The organism is Haliscomenobacter sp., assembly GCF_033763495.1.
Taxonomy (GTDB): Bacteria; Bacteroidota; Bacteroidia; order Chitinophagales; family Saprospiraceae; genus Haliscomenobacter.
In genome coordinates this window covers 12719-31558 of sequence record NZ_JANRKL010000046.1, presented here as the reverse complement: position 1 = coordinate 31558, position 18840 = coordinate 12719, and the positions used below count along the sequence as shown (strand labels likewise).

Annotated in this window: 10 protein-coding genes; 6 read left to right on the top strand and 4 right to left on the bottom strand. The window is 45.5% G+C overall.

Annotated elements, in window-relative coordinates:
• Nucleotides 1-99: 99 nt before the first annotated feature.
• Both SFV55_RS05710 and SFV55_RS05705 read right to left on the bottom strand, forming a co-directional pair.
• Nucleotides 100-1101, bottom strand: a complete 1002-nt coding sequence (locus SFV55_RS05710; RefSeq protein WP_320028509.1) for an SMP-30/gluconolactonase/LRE family protein — start codon at nt 1099-1101, stop codon at nt 100-102.
• A 20-nt stretch (nt 1102-1121) separates the two neighbouring features.
• Complete coding sequence (locus SFV55_RS05705) at nt 1122-3062, bottom strand: SMP-30/gluconolactonase/LRE family protein (RefSeq protein WP_320028508.1); 1941 nt, start codon at nt 3060-3062, stop codon at nt 1122-1124.
• A 228-nt stretch (nt 3063-3290) separates the two neighbouring features.
• Between SFV55_RS05705 and SFV55_RS05700 the strand changes: the two genes are divergently transcribed.
• Both SFV55_RS05700 and SFV55_RS05695 read left to right on the top strand, forming a co-directional pair.
• Nucleotides 3291-4247 (top strand): RraA family protein, encoded by a 957-nt coding sequence (locus SFV55_RS05700; RefSeq protein ID WP_320028507.1) that lies wholly within the window; start codon nt 3291-3293, stop codon nt 4245-4247.
• 34 nt (nt 4248-4281) lie between these two features.
• Entirely contained in the window at nt 4282-5568 is a 1287-nt protein-coding gene (locus SFV55_RS05695) for a mandelate racemase/muconate lactonizing enzyme family protein (RefSeq protein ID WP_320028506.1), read from the top strand.
• 76 nt (nt 5569-5644) lie between these two features.
• Here SFV55_RS05695 and SFV55_RS05690 read toward each other — a convergent pair whose 3' ends face one another.
• Entirely contained in the window at nt 5645-7213 is a 1569-nt protein-coding gene (locus SFV55_RS05690; protein ID WP_320028505.1) for a SusD/RagB family nutrient-binding outer membrane lipoprotein, read from the bottom strand.
• Between the two features lie 5 nt (nt 7214-7218).
• Nucleotides 7219-10356 carry a SusC/RagA family TonB-linked outer membrane protein gene (locus SFV55_RS05685; RefSeq protein WP_320028504.1) on the bottom strand — a complete coding sequence of 1046 codons (3138 nt, stop codon included), beginning with the start codon at nt 10354-10356 and terminating at the stop codon, nt 7219-7221.
• A 490-nt stretch (nt 10357-10846) separates the two neighbouring features.
• Here SFV55_RS05685 and SFV55_RS05680 point away from each other — a divergent pair, with 490 nt between their 5' ends.
• From SFV55_RS05680 to SFV55_RS05665, 4 genes are all read left to right on the top strand, one after another.
• The gene (locus SFV55_RS05680) at nt 10847-12550 is read left to right on the top strand and encodes an AMP-binding protein (protein ID WP_320028503.1); all 1704 of its coding nucleotides are present in this window, start codon (nt 10847-10849) and stop codon (nt 12548-12550) included.
• 353 nt (nt 12551-12903) lie between these two features.
• A complete protein-coding gene (locus SFV55_RS05675) occupies nt 12904-15381 on the top strand; it encodes a delta-60 repeat domain-containing protein (protein ID WP_320028502.1) in 2478 nt (825 codons plus the stop codon).
• A gap of 88 nt (nt 15382-15469) precedes the next feature.
• Nucleotides 15470-17251 carry an alpha-glucosidase gene (locus SFV55_RS05670; protein ID WP_320028501.1) on the top strand — a complete coding sequence of 594 codons (1782 nt, stop codon included), beginning with the start codon at nt 15470-15472 and terminating at the stop codon, nt 17249-17251.
• 91 nt (nt 17252-17342) lie between these two features.
• On the top strand, nt 17343-18698 hold the full coding sequence (locus SFV55_RS05665; protein WP_320028500.1) for an ATP-binding cassette domain-containing protein: 1356 nt from the start codon (nt 17343-17345) through the stop codon (nt 18696-18698).
• Nucleotides 18699-18840: the final 142 nt, after the last annotated feature.

Below are 18840 nucleotides of genomic sequence, written 5' to 3'. Positions count from 1 at the left end.
TGTGGCGCGGAGCGAAACGTCGTGATCGTCGTGTCGTCGTGGTGAATCATTATTTTGGCGCAGCCCAAATCAAAATGGCTCGTATTCCCTAATTAAATATCAGCGCATCTTAACCCTCAACAAATACTGCGTAGCCGTAATGTAAAGCGTTTTGCCATTTGGGGTCAAGGCACAATTGGCCGCGGTCAGGTTATTTACCTTGATTTTTCCAATCAACTTCCCCTCCTTTGTGAATATCCAGATGCCGCCTGGACCTGCTGCAAATACATTGCCTTTTTTATCAATTTTAAAGCCATCACATCCACCTGGTTCGCGGATATTTCCTGGATTGTAAAACACCCGTCCGTTTTGCAATGAACCATCCGAAGCGAGGTCGTACACATACCAGCCCCTACCCTTTCCCTGCGTATTGGCAACCAACAAAGTTTTGCCATCTGGGAAGATTCCAATGCCATTGGGTGCTTGAATAGAGTCAATCAAAAGTTTGATATTCCCCGACTTATCCATTCTGTACACCCCTTGAAACGCCAGTTCCTTTTTGGGATCATTGAAACCTTTTTCAAAACCATAGGCAGGGTCGGTAAAGTACAAATCACCATTGGCGGCCATAAAAAAGTCGTTGGGGCTATTCAACTTTTTCCCATTGTAGGAGCCAGCCACGGTGCTGAAATTTGGTTTTGGGGCGTCGAGTGGTGCATCCATACTGGCGATTCTGCGGTCGCCGTGTTGGCAAATCCACAACTTTCCGTCCTTGGTTTTGTACAATCCATTGGGACCCATGAATCCACCCCTTGGTTCGCTGCCCGTGTAGCCACCTGGCTTCACATACACTTCTTTACCTTTGGCTTCCGTCCATTTGTAAATGGTATTGGCGGGAATATCGGAAAACAATAACATTTTCTCCTTTTCTAGCCACAGTGGCCCTTCCGTAAATTGAAAACCTTCGGCAAGCACCTCAATTTTAGCCTCTTTTTTGATGAGGCCTCCCAGCTCTGGCGCAATAAATTCAATGCTGCCAATCTCTTGTGCCGAAACTTGGGCAAGCCCCAAAAAAAGTAGGTAGACTGCCAACAGCCTGCTGTTCATTGTGATCTTATTCATGCAGTTGTGATTGTGACGATTTATAAATAATTGACAAAGCCCTCCATATTGGTGCGGATTTTGTACACCTTGCTGTAGCTGACGATATACAGGGTTTTCATGTCCTTGTCTCCAAAACAAAGGCTCACCGGGAAACTCGGTAAATTGATCATGCCAACATAGGCTCCTTGAGCATTGAAAATCTGAACACCATAGTAAGTTGCTACGTATAGGTTGCCTTTTTTATCGATGGCCATACCATCGGCACTGGACGACTTACCTTTCCGATCCAATACATTGCCGGTCAAGAACAATTTTGCAAATTGCCGGCCGTTGCTGATGGTTCCATCTTCCTTTACATCGTAGGCCCAGATGTAATTGTCCTTTTCGCTGTTTACCGGAAACCAAGATTCGTCGTCGTAACAATTGTTGATGTACAGCGTTTTACCATCCGGTGACAACACAATTCCGTTAGGCATCGCAAATTCATTCGGCTTGGTCAGCCGAGTCACTTTACCTTCGGGAGAAACGTAATACACTGCCCGTCCGGGTTGGGATTTCTGCGGCTCCATCGTAAATTGAGGATCAGTAAAATAAAACCCTCCCTTGGCATCTGTAACAATGTCATTAGGCCCGTCGATGGGTTTTCCTTCGTATTGATTTACAATCACTTTTACCACTTTTCCGGCCGGGGTCATCTCCAGCACCTGATGGCCGATCATGTCACAAACCAGGAGATTGCCATTTTTGTAGGGATACAAGCCATTGGTTTGCATTTTGCCCTGGCTAATGTTTTTATAAGTGCCATCGGAGCTTAATTCAACCGTAGAACTTTTCGCAGGGTTGGCAGTCCAATTCTGATCAAAGAACATATTGGAAAAATATATTTTGCCATTCATCCATTTTGGGCCTTCGCTAAACGTCAAGTTGGGCTGGGTTTTTGTTCCATCCACCAACAATTCAGGTTTGGCATTTTCTGGAATAATGGCTCTGTAAGCGGCCATCCTGGCTTTTTCTTTTTCCATGTAGTCTTCCCGAACTGGCCAAAAAATGTCCAGCGCATCGCAGCCCAAATCACTCATTTTGGCCCCGTGTACCATGTTGCCGGGGATCACCACCATGCTGCCTGGAACCATTTTTTGTTCGGTATCCAGCAAGATCTCATCACATTCACCGCGTAACACCATCATCATTTGTTCTTCAGGGTGAATATGATGTTTAAAAATGGATCCTGGATCCATTGAAATAAAGCTAAGTTGGGTATGTTCTCCTGAAATTAGTCTGGAATTGGCCCCTTCTGCCAATTCAGTCAATTGGAATTCGTACAAATCGTACACCTTATTGGGTTCTACATTGGGTTTTGCGGTTTTTGCAGGCGACTTCATTGCACTTGGAAGTTTACTAAGCCCTGCCTTTTGTAAATAATCCAGGCGAAATGGGCTGTAGATTTCCAATAGCTTAGCCCCGCTACTACCAGCAGTTACCGCACTTTTGCTTCCCTTTTCCAGGTACACAAAATCGACCCGAGGGGTGCCACTATGGGTGCCATCCGGAGCTTCCCTTTCTTTGGAAATCAGCGAAAGCGCTTTCCCATTTGCCATTTGTTGGATGGAACCTGCCAGGACAAATGCAAATCTTTCTGCTTGCAATTCGGCTTCCGGGATTTGGGCATTGGGGGCCAGTTCAAGCACACTCACCATCGTACCTGTTCCCCAAAACATTCTAGCCTTCACACCTGGGAATAATTCCACACTGTCCAGTTGACTGAGGTTCGAAACCTGGCCATCTTTTAGGTTGGACTCAATATCGTTGGTGGGTAGTCCGGAGAGATTGCGTACCTTCAAATTGTGCTTACTGATTAGTTCCTGGTTCAGCTTGTCCCACTCTGCCGTAGGAGCAGAGTTGCAACTCGCTATTGCACTGATAATCGCCACAGACAAAAGAGAATAGAAGAAAATTTTGTTAGATCCTAAGCCATTCATAATTGATTATGTTTTGTTGATGGGATGAAACTAGCAATTTTATTTCATTTGTGATTTAATAATTGTAAAAAAAACAGTTATTATTTTGCTAAATTGGATTCAATTCTTTAACCTTGCTTATTGGTTATTATTTGTTCAAAAAATAGTAACTTAACACCTTGCAGGTTAACACTTCAAACGTGTTTTTTTCGAACAAACAAACAAAAAAACATTAAAATCTTTTTCAACATGAAAACCTTGACCAAGTTTTGGGGCCTTTTAGCAATGCTCCCGCTGATGCTCCAAGCGCAGCAAAGTTCCAAAGAAGAAATGCTTTTTCTCACTCCCGAATGGAAGGGGGAACGATTTGCTGACGGGAGGCCCAAAGTTTCCGACGACATTTTAAAGAGGATGAAATCAGTAACGCTGGAGGAAGCCTGGGCTACCTGTAGGGGTGCTGGTTTCAACTATCAATACGAAGGCAACTGGCAGCAAGTCCATCCGGAGGGTGTACTGGTTGGGCGAGCATTAACTGCCACTTTTATTCCCGGCAGGCCGGACATCCACAAGGCCATTCAGGAGAAAGGCAAAAAGGATGGCCGCGTACTCGCACCCAACGCCTGGCCAATCGACATGCTTCAACCGGGAGATGTGTATGTGGTTGACCATCACGGTGCTGATATTGATGGCCCAACTGTAGGTGACAACCTGGCCAATTCCATTTTGGGCAGATCTGGTAACGGATTTATTTATGATGGGCCGATCAGAGACGTTAACGGCATGAAGGAAATGGCTGATTTTACGGTCTATTTCAAAACTTACCATCCTTCGCATCACTTTGGAAGCATCGGCCCCAATGACCGGGTGCCTCGTTTGAACACAACCCTGATCGGGATAAATACGCCCACGCGCATTGGCGCCGCTACGGTAATACCTGGCGATGTGGTGCTGGCCAGAGACGGGGGAGTGATTTTTATTCCAGCATACCTGGCCCAACAAGTGGTTGAATCTTCTGAAATCGTGCGGCTGAGAGACATGTTTGGCCACCAAAGATTGCGGGAGAAAAAATACACTGCCGGGCAAATCGATACCCGCTGGTCGGATGAAATTGAGAAAGATTTTTCTCAATGGCTGAAAGACAACAAAATGAAACTTCCGGTTTCACCAGAACGGGTGGAAGAACTGCTTAAAACCAGAACTTGGTAAGTACAAGTTCATCATTCATCAATAAACTATAAACATGAAAAAAACAGCTTCAAGACGTGCGTTTTTGAGCAAAAGTGCCTTGGTTGGTGCCATGGGGTTTACGGGGCTAACCCAAACTTTTGGCAAGGGATATACCAATGCAGTAGATGATAATCCTAAATTGTCTGCACCCACCGATCTGAAGATTACCGATGTAAAAGTGGCTTACCTGAGAGGCGGTGGAAGAATGTTTGTTAAAATCCTTACCAACCAGGGACTAATCGGTTACGGGGAAGGGGTAGATGCGGTAGGAGGTACTTATCATCTGGCCAGAAGATTTGGGTTCCAGTTGAGAAACCAAAACCCACTCAATGTCCATAGGCTTTTTGACCAAATTCGCAAAGGTGGCGTCTTTAGTGGGGCCCAGGCGGGGATGTATGTGGCAGTTTTAACTGCCATTGAAACGGCCCTTTGGGACGTAGCTGGTAAAGCACTAGGCGTTCCCGTTTATCAATTGCTGGGCGGTAAATTCCGTGATAGTGTACGGGTTTATATGGATACTGCGCTGTATCAGAACCAGTTACCGAAGCCTGAAGACTTTGCTACCGCAGCAAAAGAGGCTGTGGGCATGGGGATGACTGCCGTAAAATTTGACCTGGATCAAGCCAACGACCCCAATAAGTACGACCGCTACAACTGGACTGCCGGCCCCGCCGAAATCCAACGAATGTACGATCAAATGGCTGCAGCAAGACAAGCCGTAGGCCCAAACATCGACATTTGTGCCGATATGCACGGTCGTTATGACTTTCCAACGGCACAACGCGTAGCCAAAATCCTGGAGCCGCTGAACCTGATGTGGTTGGAGGAACCCATTCCCGCCGAAAACGTGGATGCTTATGCTGAAATCGCCAAATCGACCAGCACGCCAATTTGTGTGGGCGAAAACGTTTACCTGGGTTATGGTTTCCGGCCCTATCTGGAAAAAGGTGCTGCAGATATCATTATGCCAGACTTGCAAAAAGCGGGCGGCTTGGGTGAAGGTCAACGGATTGCGAACCTTGCCAACCTGTATTATGTGCCTTTTGCCCCACACATGGTTGCCTCATATTTGGGCGCGATGGCGGCGGCTCACGTCTGCGCATCTGTACCCAACTTCATGATTCTGGAATGGCAAATTTATTACCACAAGGATCCGATGTGGAAAGAAATTGTCAAATTTGAAGGAGAATTTGTGGAAAAAGGATTTATCAAATTGCTGGATAAACCTGGAATTGGGGTAGACTTGAACGAAGAAGCGCTGAAAAAATACGCAGCGCCAGATGTTCCTTTCTTTGAATAAACAACTAGGAAAATAATTTTTAGAAATAAATCGAGGGGTGCAGGCAAATGCCTACACCCCATTTTTATTGTGATCTTTATTCTTTATCCCAAAAGACCCTGGTGGTCAGGTTGTCCGTCCCACCAATGGCTTTAACTGCATTCTGGTAGTTCGTCCGGTTTTGAGCCAACTCATAATCAGGATATGAGAGGCGCCGGATGAATCCACCGTTGAGGTTGTTGTTGAAGCGATTGGGGTTTAAAGCCGGGAAACCACTTCTTCTAAAATTAGCCCAAGCTTGGGTGCCATTTCTGATGTAGGCAATCCAGAGTTGGGTGTTGATCAATTTGAGGGCGTCAGCTGCATTATACGCTACTCCCGGACTGGCCAGAAAAGTGGCAATATCTGCATCTGAAACGGTTGAGGATTTGGGGTACAGCGCATAACGTTTGATGTCAGCCTTGATGCCATCTTCGTAGTATTGCTTGGCAGCGGCATCGCCTCCGGCAATCCAACCTCTCTGTGCTGCTTCAGCCAGTAACAAGGACACTTCGGAATAGGTCATCCAAAAATCGGGTGCCGTTAAAGAAGCCACTACATTCACGTTCATTTGTGAATAGTTGTACCCGCCACCTTTGGCACCACGATAGGCTGGTTTGGTCAGATCGGTATTGATCACGCCAACCGGTACACCAAACTGACTGGCCAAATCAGTAACTGGCTTTGGATCAGCCAATGGATTTGAAGGATTAGCATAAGTGGCTACGATGAATTGCCCACGTGGATCGCCTGTTGTTTTTAGTTGCTCCACTAAAGGTTCGGCTGCATAGTAAAAGTATGGGTTGTTGTTGACCAGGCCCCCGTTGGCACCATTGGTAAACAGGGTACCGTCGTATTTAACCCAGGCATTGTCATCATTGGATTTCATCACTCCACCATTAAACGCCTCGCTTACCAGGGTCTTGGCTTTGGCCTGGTCAAGTTTGGAATACCGCATCCCCAATCTCAACAACAAGGAATTCCCCAATTTTTTCCACTTCTCAACCTGTACGGTAGCATTGGCACTTTTTACCGAACCATTGGCCCCAAAAAAGAGGTCTGGTCCGACAAAATCAGCGCTGGGATTCAAGGCCGCAATCGATTCTTTCAGCTCTTTTTCCAAATCTGCGTAAATGGCTGCATCATCATCATAAGAGGGGTAAAAATATTCACTGCCTTTCAAAAATGCCTGACCAGCATTAAAATAAGGCACATCAGCATAAGTATCTACTATGCCCATGTACACCTGAGCTTTCCAGATGCGCAACATGCTCCGTAAATTCGGACGGTCGCTCACTCCTTCCAATAGGGAAAGGGCTTGAACCAGGTTTTTGATGATGTTGGGATAGGAGCCGTCCCATTTCCCATTGTTGAAATTGTCGATGTCCGCATTAAAATTTGGACCAAGCGTTGCACCTGAGTTGAAGGGATTCACAAAGTGTTGAACGATGGTATGTTCGGTTTCCCATCCACCCAGGTGTGAGCGTTGGGCACCTGCAAACAGTAAAGCAGGATCAATATTGGTTACCGCATAAGGATTGGTATTGATTTCTACAAAATCCTTGTCGCATCCTCCCAGCAAAAAGAAGATTGCGGATATGAGCAAAAGTCCTTTTAACTTATTCATAGTCATTAGAATTTGGCATTTAGGCTGAAATTAAAATTGCGCGTAGTAGGCAGAGAAGTGTTCTCGTAACCAGAGCGGAAATCACCAGAGGATTGGATCGCTTCAGGATCAAGATCCGGAATATCCTTATACAGTAATGCCAGGTTGCGACAGGAAGCAGTCAGCGACAATCCTTTGATGAACTTCAGCGCGTTCGATTTTTTTAACAAATCCGTGAGGTTATAGGATAAGGAGATGTTTCTCAGCTTAACAAAATCGGACTTGAAGACAAAGATGTCCCCCATTTGGTTGTTGCGGTAGTCAGCGTAGAATTGAGCAGGGTCAACAGCCTTGGTATTGGGCTGCTCGTTGGAACGGTAAACACCTGGGAACACCACGCCCGTTTCGCCTGGCCTGCGCCCCACCAAAGACTGTTTGGAGTGCCCTTGACGAGTTGCATTCAAAGCAGTGGAGGAAATGACAACACCTCCCAACTTGTAATCAAAATGAACGGCAAGACTCAGGTTTTTGTAAGTAAATGTGTTATTCCACCCACCGGTATGTTTGGGAATCGAGCTGCCAAAACTTACGTAATCAGGAGATGCGATTAAACGCCCTTGGTCGGTGAGGAGAATCTGGCCTGCTGCATTTCTTAAATAGGTTCTTGCATAAACCTGATTCATCGGTAGCCCTTCTACATAGCGCAATTGCCCGATGAACTCATTTCCAGTAGCGCCCCAGTTGACCACAATGATGTCACTCGGTGCTCCAACTGAAAGTACCTTTGTAGCCAGGAAGGCGTGATTCCAGGAACTAGACCAACTAAAATTCTGGGTTTGGATTGGCTTAACTTCAAGCAAGAATTCCAAACCACTGTTTTTCAAGGAACCAAGATTTTCTTTCGAGCTGGTGTATCCGGAAGCATTGGACAATTGAACATCCAATACCTGATCGGTGGTTACCTTGTCAAAAGCCGAAATGTCTAGCGTTACCCGGTTTCCGAACATCTTCAATTCAAGGCCAATTTCTTTCTCTTCTACACTAAATGGCCGTAAAAAACGGTTTGGTGCAGATCCACCCGAAATACTGGCAGTAGTTTGACCTTGAAATTGGTTTTGGCCAATGCCGTACACCAAAACTCCATCGTAAGGATTTACCCCGTTTGAACTACCCACTTCTGCCCAGGAAGCCCTGAGTTTACCGTACGAAAGCCATTTCTGGTTTTTCAGCAGTTCGGAAAAAATAAAACTACCCGATACGGATTGGTAAAGCTCGCTGTTGTCTTCGGGGTTCAACACCGAAAACCAGTCTTGCCGACCTGTAAAGTTGAGGTAAAGCATGTTGTGGTATCCGAGTTCAGCCCAACCATACAAGGAATTAACCCTGTATTGAGAAAAGCCATAACCTTGGTTGCGCACGGAACCGTTTCCAATGGAATAAAGATCGCGTACAATAAAGTTGGATGAACTTTGATTAAATCCATTGTTTTTCACCCGCCAGGTGTTGCCACCAAAATTGGCGTCAATGGAAAAAGCCCCAAATTCTTTGCCACCGCCGATCAGGAAATCTGCGTTGACATCGGTTCCTTTGTTTTCCGACAAATTGTATGCCCCTTTAAAGGTACCATCAGCATTGGTAGGCACACTGGTCCCTATCCCACCGGGGTCGTGTGATTCAGTAAAAGTCAGGGCAAAGTCATAATTATACCTGCCCTGCACATACAACCAATCGGTCAGATCGTATCTTAAAGTCGCTGTTGAAAGGAAGCGGTTTCTTTCCGTTTGATAGCGTTGTCCTACCGCAATAGCATAATAAGGGTTAAGTAGGGTACCTTGAAAACCCGAAGTCAAGGTCTCCGTACCATTTGCCGCTATTGCACTATTTTTAAAGGCGGATAGCGGAATGGAGGTAGCCATCCGGGTGAAAAAGTTGACCGCGCCAGCTCCTTGGATCCCAATTTGAGGAGGGTTGATTTGGGTTTCGTTGGTGTAGTTGATGTTCAACAACAACTTGAGTTTTTGTGAAATATTGTGATTGATCCCCACATTGGCAATCTTCCTTTTGTACTCGTTGTTTGGGGTAATACCTTTGGCGTCGGTATTGGAAAAGGAGGCCCGGAAACTGCCATTGGCACCTCCGCCCGACAGGGCTACTGTATTGGTAAAATCTGTCCCGGTTTGTAGAAAATCGAAAAGATTGTTGGGATTAGCGGAATAGGGTTGTAATGTACCATCAAAGATGGGAGTAGGTACCCCATCCAATCTTTCTCCCCAGGCAAACTGGCCTGTAGTAGCCGCATTGGCGCCACTGGTTGGTCTTTTTCCTCCTGTCCCTTGTCCATATTCAGTCTGGAAATCAAAGAAATTCAAGGCATGTTGTGCAGAGTAGTTGGAGGAATACTCCACGCCGATACCTTGGCCTTTTCGCCCAGATTTGGTCGTAATGATGATGGCCCCATTGGCAGCCCGAGCGCCATAAATTGCCGCAGCGGTTGCCCCCTTCAACACCGTCATACTTTCGATGTCATCCGGGTTGATGTTGGATAAGTTATCCCCAAGGTCGCGTTGGTTGCCTCCATTCGCACCACGTGCGCCTTGATCAATCGGAAGGCCATTGATAACAATCAGGGGAGCGTTGTTCGCTCCGGCAAAGGCGGCCTGGCCACGCAAGCGGATTTGCATACTGGACCCTGCACCGGCCGCAGGAGGGGTAATATTCAGACCAGCAACCCGGCCTTCCAGCGACTCCATCACGTTGGTCGTTCTGTTTTGGGTGAGCTGATCTGTATTCACCGCTGTTACAGAATAGCCCAATTTTTTGGATTCCCTTTGCACCCCCAATGCGGTTACAACTACTTCAGTCAGACTCTGAGCGTCTTCTTTCAAAGTGACATCCAACTTTTTTTCATTGCCCAATTTAATTTCATAGGTCGCGAATCCGATGTAACTAAAAACCAAAGTGTTGCCTGGAGCGGCCACAATTTGGTAAGTTCCATCCGATTCTGAAATAGTACCTGTATTGGTCTCTTTGACGGAAATGTTTACTCCGATCAAAGGAGTTCCGTCATTGGCCGTAACTTTACCAGCCACCTGTTGTGCAATTACTGTTAGGTGACAACATAAAAAAGCCAGGACTAGAACAACGAGTTTGTTTAGTCGCATCATAGGGTTAATGGATTTAAATGAAAAAATATATCAAAAGCGAACAAATGGCACTGCCATTGAACATGGTTTAAGCCATTGTCCTTCAGTGAATCGCGACCCTGAAATCGATTGAATTTTTTTGCCTCAAAATCTCTGAATTCGATTGAATTTCTAAGCAAAAAACTAAAATCAATTAAGGTACCCCTGTCATTGCCTTTATACTCATTTTAAAGGCTACCGATGATGTTGTGGCAATAGTTTAACTTGAACTTTAAGCGTACCGAATGGCCTTAAAGCTTCTAAATGTTTGGTAATAGTGTCTTGTCCAAATTTTTGGCTCATTAATTGTCAAACTTACAATTGTTTTTCAAAACTTCCTATTTTGAAGCAATATTTTTTTAGAAGAGATTTTTGTGGTTTTTTATTCTTCGGATAGCACATAATCACGCTTTATCTTTTGTAATTTGAGTGGGAAATTATTTTACAGTTATTTTGCCTAAAATCTGTCCACATGTCCAATCCACTCAGCTACCTCAGCGGCACCAGTACTAAACCACTGCTCGGCATCACCATCGGCGACATGCTTGACGATATTGCAGCCCGTTTTCCCAACAACGATGCCTTGATTGTACATCATCAGGATATTCGATTCAATTATCAGCAGTTTAAAGGAATAGTGGATGATTGCGCTAGAGCGTTTTTGGCTTTGGGCGTACAAAAGGGAGATCGGGTAGGGGTGTGGTCGCCCAATCGTTATGAGTGGACGGTTACACAATTCGCTACTGCCAAAATTGGAGCCATCTTGGTCAACATCAATCCCAGTTACCGCTTACACGAATTGGAATACGCCTTGAATCAATCCGAGTGTAGTACTTTGGTGATTGCCAATCAATTCAAGGCCTCCAACTTTACGGAGATGCTTTTTGCCTTAGCACCAGAGCTGCAACATTGCTCTGAGGGGGCTTTAAAAGCGGAAAAAGCTCCCCATCTACACACCATCATTCGCCTGGCAGAGGACGAAAAACCTGGCATGTGGCGTTGGGTAGATTTTTTACAGGAAGCTGAAAAAACTTCCATGGATGCATTGCTACAAAGGCAAGGCAGCCTGGCTTTTGACGAACCCATCAATATTCAATACACTTCTGGTACCACGGGTTTCCCTAAAGGAGCCACGCTCAGCCACCACAATATTCTGAATAACGGCTATTTCGTAGCAGAATTGATGAATTTTACAGAAAAGGATCGGCTGATCATCCCTGTGCCCCTTTACCACTGTTTTGGCATGGTGATGGGTAATTTGGGCTGTGTCACCCATGGTGCCGCCATGATTTACCCCAGTGAAGGATTTGATCCCGCCAGTACTTTGGCTGCAGTGGAAAAAGAAAAGGCTACCGGGATTTTTGGAGTCCCTACCATGTTCATTGCTGAGTTGGATTTGCCCGATTTTGCCCAATACGACCTAACCAGTTTGCGGACGGGGATCATGGCCGGTTCTCCTTGCCCCATCGAAGTGATGAAAAAGGTGCAAAGCCTGATGCATGTGGCCGAGATGGAAATTGCTTACGGCATGACCGAAACCAGTCCGGTAAGTACCCAAACGCGGGTTGGAACACCGCTGGAAAAACAGGTCAGTACCGTGGGACAAATCCACCCACACCTGGAAGTCAAAATCATCGACCCCGAAACCGGACGCACTGTTCCCAGGGGAATCCCAGGTGAACTCTGCACCCGTGGCTACAGCGTGATGTTGGGCTACTGGAACAACGAAATTTCTACACGCAACGCCATTGACAAGGCCCGCTGGATGCATACGGGCGACCTTGCGACAATAGATGAGGAGGGCTATGTCAAAATAGTAGGCCGCATCAAAGACATGATCATTCGAGGTGGGGAAAACATTTATCCGCGTGAGATTGAAGAATTTTTGTACACCCACCCCAAAATCAGCGACGTGCAGGTGATCGGGGTGCCTGATGCGAAATACGTGGAGGCAGTGATGGCCTGGATTCGGGTAAAAGAGGGTGAAACCCTAACGGTTGAAGAAGTGCAGGCCTATTGCCAGGGGCAGATCGCCCATTACAAAATCCCACAATACGTCCGTTTTACCGATGGTTTCCCGATGACGGTTACCGGAAAAATCCGCAAGGTGGAAATGCGGGAGCAGAGTATTGTTGAACTGGGCCTGGAGAGTGCTGCGGGTATAAAAACAGCCTAAAACTTATAACCTGTCACTCACAAGCATCTGTAAATAAGTATCCTTTTAGGTGTACCAGTCATCTAAAATCCCCTCATCTTCAACGGCATTGCGAAAGCTACGGAAAGGTTTTCTGATTGAAATGGCATCCATTAGACGAGCCCTTAAACGTTCATTTTTGATGGTTTCTATAAAATCTTCCATATACAGCTTACGCAGAAAATTTCTTTTTTACACTTAAAACAACAATATAATTTCATGACTACATCAACATGTGGCTCCAATCCATTTTATGCTTTGGGGATACTTGTTTTTTAGGTGCAATTCGGAGTTTTACAATAACTTTGTTTTATTATTTCCCCAAAACCTAACAAATGAAAAAGTTATCATTCTTTTTGACCTTTGTATTGAGCACCACCATCCTTTTTTCACAAAACATTGATCCCAATTTTGCTCCGAGAATTTTGCGAGCCAGTACAGGATTTAGCATCATCGCAAAAGCTGATAATCAGTTATTAGTGCTCAGTAGGGGAAAGGGCTTTGTCAACAATACTGAAGTAAGTTATGTATTTCGGTTGGATGAGAATGGGAGTGTCGACACCAGTTTTCACTACCCCCTTCAATTGAGCAATGCCCCAGATCAAATTGAATTGCAAAAGGATGGCAAAATCATTCTTGGGGGCAATTTTACAGACCCAGCAGGTAAATACCTGGGGAGCTTGTTTCGTTTGATGCCCAACGGTGCCATCGATCCTTTATTTAGGCCTTTGATCAAAGAGAACTTAACCATAACCAATCTTTGCATTTTACCTAATCAAAAGGTTTTTGCATCCGGGGTTTCACCCAAGCAGGACGGCACTCTGGGAATCTTCTACAATGCTTCACTTTTTTCAAAAGATGGTCAGCCCGATCCAAATTTTCGAGGATTTAGTTTTGCTACCGATGCAACAGGAACCACAATCAGTGTAGATGAATTGGGGGTTCAGTCCAACAACGAGTTGATCATCGCAGGTACAAATTTACAAATTGACACACGCGTCCAAAACATTTACCGAGTAGACTCGCTGGGCAGAGTAGACACTACTTTTAACCCCTTACTGACTGGTGTGTCCAACTTTAAGGTCCGCAACATAGGCATTTTTACCAATGGCACTATTGGGGTATTGGCAGGCGATGAAAACAATGTTAATATTTTTGATCGGGATGGAAAGCGAATTTTTGCTCAATACCTGCCGAATAGCCAAAGTATCATTCACCCTAATGGGCAGGATGGATTTTTAGTTTTTGGGGAACGGGTTTATGACGTCAAGGTGAATGGTACCTTCGCCCAGATTGTGGGACTGGGGGCCAATAGTTATGTGTTGGGGGCAGCCAATCAAAGTGAAGATCGAGTAGTTTTGATCGGGAGCTTTTCCCAATTCGGTACAGATTTTAAACCTGGGTTGGTCCGATTAAAAACGGGTACGGGTACACTACCAAGCATCGATCAATCTTTTAATGCCGGCCTCTATTCCATGGGTTTGATATCGGATCTTTTGGTGCAAAAGGATGGGAAACTTCTCGTGGGTGGTTTTTTTCACCTGGTCAATGGAACTCGGGTGAATCATATCGCCCGCTTGCTGGAAACGGGTGAGTTTGACTCTTCCTTTAACCCCAATTTGGCCAATATCAACCGGCAAGTGAACAAAATCCGGCAACAGTCCAATGGCGATCTGGTTATTGGGGCAAATATCCGCCAGGCTTTTGATGGCCAGCTAAATGGTATGAACATTACTGATAAAAATGGCTATAACCTTCGGACTTTACCATTTCCTTATTTTGGTTCGGGGAGCGGCATTCAGTACCTCGATGTGGATGCCAAGGATAAAATCTATGCTGGAGAAGGTATCGCTTATCGCATCAATAGCTTCAGTGGCCAGGAATTGGTGCGCTACAATGGCAATGGTTCACTTGAAGCCGATTACCGGCAATTGCACATTGATGGCTTGTTTCGATACAATGGTTTGTTGGTCGACCCCGCTCAAAGGCTGCTCATTTATGGTCGGGAAATTCGTTATGATGGATCAGACACTACAACAATTGTACGCGCCCTGCCAGATGGAACCCGTGACCAAAGTTTCCAGGCCGAATTGGATGAAAAGGCGGTTTCTTTAACTGCAGTGACGACCGATAGCAATGCCATTTTTGTTGGAGGTTATATCCGTTCCCTGAACAATTCAGCTCGGCCTTTTTTAGCCAAACTGGATCATAGCGGCAAAAAAGTGAGTGACTTTACGGCAAATATTCTGCACAGTACCAGCACTTTTTCCGAGGTTTCACTCATTGAAGCATTGCCCGATGGTCATCTTATGGTCCACGGTTTTTTTGACCGATACAATGACCGCCCGGTTTTGAACAGCATCATCATTGACAAAAACGGAAACTTTGTTGGCGATTTTTTGCCGGAATTACTCGATCCAGGATTTGCCAAACTGGCAAAAATCGATTCGAAGAGTTATTACCTGGGTGGGGTATTTGGCGCACCTAATGACGCATCAGGGCTCATAAAGGTAGGCGGTGTCCGTACAGCCCTCCATTCACCAAAACCCTTAAGCCAGGTTAAACGTGGTAAAATTTTCCCTAATCCCAGCTTCAAGGAGACGATTTATTTGCAATTGGATAGCCAAACTTTTGGAACTGATTTGAATTTTCATATTTGCGAATTGGGTACAGGGAGAATACTCGTATCAGGCCGCATTATAGCCCAAGCGTTTACGCCTTTGGACATAAATGAACTGCCTAATGGGCATTATGTACTGCGTTTAGTTGCCCAAAATTGGGAAGAATCTCATGTGTTTAGCAAAATTCGATAAAGACAAAGCAAGCCAAACCAAAAAAACACCTCCAATTCGGCATTTCATTTTCTGTTGTTTACATTTGTAAGGTATGAAACAATAAAAAATGAGATTAGTCCTTCAATTAACCCTGTTGCCAATTCTGGCAATAGCCCTTTTGCTGGGCGCCTGTAAGCAGGCAACGCAAAAAACAGATCAATCAAGGGCCAAAACAAGCGCCCGCACTAGTGGAGAACCCTGGTGGAAAGAGGCAGTTGTGTACCAGATTTATCCGCGCAGCTTTAAAGACAGCAATGGTGATGGAGTAGGGGACCTGCAAGGGATCATCTCCAAATTGGACTACGTCAAAAGCCTGGGTATCGATATGGTCTGGCTCAACCCCATTTATGCCTCACCCAACAAGGACAACGGCTACGACATCTCGGATTACCAAAACATCATGAAGGAGTTCGGGACCATGCAAGACTTTGATGCCTTGCTCAAGGGATTCCACGATCGCGAGATCAAGGTGTTTATGGATCTGGTGGTCAACCATTGCAGCTCTGAACACGCCTGGTTCAAATCGGCGCGTAGTTCGCGAAACAGCCCCTACTACAAATACTTCCATTGGTGGCCCGCCGAAAAAGGAAAACCACCCTATCGCTGGAGTATTTTTGATGAAAAAGGGGACGCCTGGGAATACAACAAGGCGACGAATTCCTATTACCTACATTATTTTGCCGACGCCCAACCTGATTTGAATTGGGAAAACCCTCAACTACGTCAGGAAATCTACAAAATGATGCGTTTTTGGTTGGACAAAGGAATTGATGGTTTCCGCCTGGATGCAATTGCTTTTTGCTCCAAAGATACCACCTGGCAACCACTTCCGGCAGAGTACAATGGCCAATGGGGCATGTATTACGCGAGCGGCCCCTACCTGCATGATTACATGCAGGAAATGAACCGTGAAGTGTTGAGCAAATACAACGTCGCAACAGTAGCTGAGGCTATGGGTGATGTAGAGCGGGTAATGAAGTTTGTTGATCCCGACCGCAAGGAACTGAATATGGCTTATTATTTCGAAGCCATTGACTTCGGTTACCTGCCCAATGAGTACAAAATGCCCAACCCTAAGGGTTATGATTTTGTTGCCTGGAAAAAAATTTACGCCAAGTGGACTGAAGCCTTTTCCAAAAAAGGCTGGGGCACCATTTACCTCGCCAACCACGATCAACCCCGTATGCTGACCCGTTGGGGCAACGATAGCCCTGAATTTCGGGATGCCGCTTCCAAAATGCTTAGCACCTTCATTCTGAGCATGCGGGGCACTGCCTTTTACTACTACGGCGATGAAATTGGCATGAGCAACATCAAGTTCGACAAAGTGGAAGAGTATAATGACATCGAACTATTGACGAATTACGCCCAGGTGAAAGCCAAAGGTGGCGATCTGAAACGCTTTTTGGAAGGTATGAAAATCTCATCTCGCGACAACGGGCGTACCCCTATGCAGTGGGAGAATAGTGAAAATGGCGGTTTTGGAGCTGGAAAACCCTGGCTCAAGGTCAATCCCAATTACACCAGCGTCAATGTAGCTGCGCAAGAAAAGGATCCCAAATCAGTGCTCAACTACTTCCGCAAGATGGTTCAATTGCGGAAAAAAGAACGGACCTTGATTTACGGCGACTTTACGTTGGTGGATGCTGAAAACCCCTCCATCTTTGCGTATACTCGCTCATTGGAAGGCCGAACCATCTTAGTGTTACTCAATTTTAAAGCTGTAGAGGCAAAAGTAAATATCGATGGATTGGATTTGAGCAAAGCCAAGGTACTCTTGGGGAATTATCCTGATGCCAAGGCTATAAATCAATTGAAACCCTACGAAGCATTGGTTTTGAGCTTGTAAAATATCTTTATTTTAGCAACGAAGGCACTAAGACACTAAGCAACATTTTCTGATCTTCGTGCCTTCGTGGCTAAAATTTTAAAAGGTATCAATGTCGCTAATAGCTGTAACTGGATTATCCATTGGAGATCAGGTGCTTGATTTTGAACTAAAATCCCAGCACCTTTACGAAATCACTGGCCCCAATGGCAGCGGCAAATCTTATCTGGCCCGCGTTCTCTGCGGCAAGGTGTTCAACAAAAACAACGTCACCCGCCAGCTTAGCCTGACTGAAATTTCCTATACCGATTTTACCGCCGATGGTTCGGTGTTTCAATATTCCAGCTCCTATTACCAGGAACGTTACCAAAGCGGCGCCAAACAGGAATCCATTAAAGTCATCGATTTTCTCAAATTACAACAGGCTGATCCAGCCACGGTAGACTTTGCCCAAATCATTTTGCCCTCCAAATTATTGGATCGGGAAATGATCGAATTATCGAGTGGAGAAACCCGTAAGGTGCTCATTGCAAAAACTTTATTAAAACCCGCTCTGATTTACATCTTGGATAATCCTTTTACAGGTTTGGATGCCAAGTCGATAGCGGAATTGTCGGAATTTTTGCGGCATTTTCACGAGCGAAGCGGATGTTGTTTGGTGGTACTCACTGTAAAATCCCATTTTTCAAAAGATCACGAAGTGGAATGCATCCAGTTGGTACCTTATACAAGTCGGAGTGGAGCCATACCCACCCGGAATCAGTTGCCTCAATTCGAAAGCCCACCGGCACCTTTTGACCGTGTTTTCGACATCCACAAAGGACAAATTTATGCTGGCGACAAACAATTGTTAAGTGAGGTAAACTGGTGCATTCGCAAAGGGGAAAAATGGTTGTTGCAGGGCCCTAATGGATCCGGAAAAACAACCTTGACCAGTTTGATGTATGCCGATAACCCCAGTGCCTATGCCCAGGATTTGGTTATTTTCGACAAAAAACGGGGCTCAGGTGAAAGCATCTGGCAAATCAAAGCCCGCATTGGTTTCGTTTCGCCCGAAATCCAGAATTATTGGCCACAAAGTGCAAAAGTATTGGATGTAGTGCAATCGGGGTTAAGTGGAACCCAGGTTTTGGTACGCCCAATCAAAGCTGCCGAAAAAAGCCATATCGATGCATTATTGGCTGCATTGGGTCTAACCATTTTTTCTCAAACTGCATTGGGACAATTGTCCTCTGGCGAAAAAAAAATGGTGATGATTGCACGAGCCCTGGCCCTCAATCCCCCGGTGTTGATTTTGGATGAACCTTTTCAGGGTTTGGATGCGGAAAGAACGTCACTGGTGCAGGCATTATTCAGCCAATTGGCCAATTCAGAGCGCACGATTTTGCAGATTGCCCATGAGGAATCGGAGATTTTGGATTGTATTCAGAGGCGGGCCTGGCTTGAAGAGGGGCGATTAAAAACCTAAGTTTTGGCCCCTCATCCATGAGACTTGCTCGAACAAACTACCAAATAATATAGATCAACAGGGTAGTAAATATAGACAAGCTTATTACATTTGGGGATTAAGAGCACGACGAAGATTTTGAGTTTGGGGTAGAAGCCACCAT

Coding starts and splice junctions, on each gene's coding strand:
- SFV55_RS05710 (WP_320028509.1), bottom strand. CDS start 1,101: ATGAATAAGATCACAATGAACAGCAGGCTGTTGGCAGTCTACCTACTT.
- SFV55_RS05705 (WP_320028508.1), bottom strand. CDS start 3,062: ATGAATGGCTTAGGATCTAACAAAATTTTCTTCTATTCTCTTTTGTCT.
- SFV55_RS05700 (WP_320028507.1), top strand. CDS start 3,291: ATGAAAACCTTGACCAAGTTTTGGGGCCTTTTAGCAATGCTCCCGCTG.
- SFV55_RS05695 (WP_320028506.1), top strand. CDS start 4,282: ATGAAAAAAACAGCTTCAAGACGTGCGTTTTTGAGCAAAAGTGCCTTG.
- SFV55_RS05690 (WP_320028505.1), bottom strand. CDS start 7,213: ATGAATAAGTTAAAAGGACTTTTGCTCATATCCGCAATCTTCTTTTTG.
- SFV55_RS05685 (WP_320028504.1), bottom strand. CDS start 10,356: ATGATGCGACTAAACAAACTCGTTGTTCTAGTCCTGGCTTTTTTATGT.
- SFV55_RS05680 (WP_320028503.1), top strand. CDS start 10,847: ATGTCCAATCCACTCAGCTACCTCAGCGGCACCAGTACTAAACCACTG.
- SFV55_RS05675 (WP_320028502.1), top strand. CDS start 12,904: ATGAAAAAGTTATCATTCTTTTTGACCTTTGTATTGAGCACCACCATC.
- SFV55_RS05670 (WP_320028501.1), top strand. CDS start 15,470: ATGAGATTAGTCCTTCAATTAACCCTGTTGCCAATTCTGGCAATAGCC.
- SFV55_RS05665 (WP_320028500.1), top strand. CDS start 17,343: ATGTCGCTAATAGCTGTAACTGGATTATCCATTGGAGATCAGGTGCTT.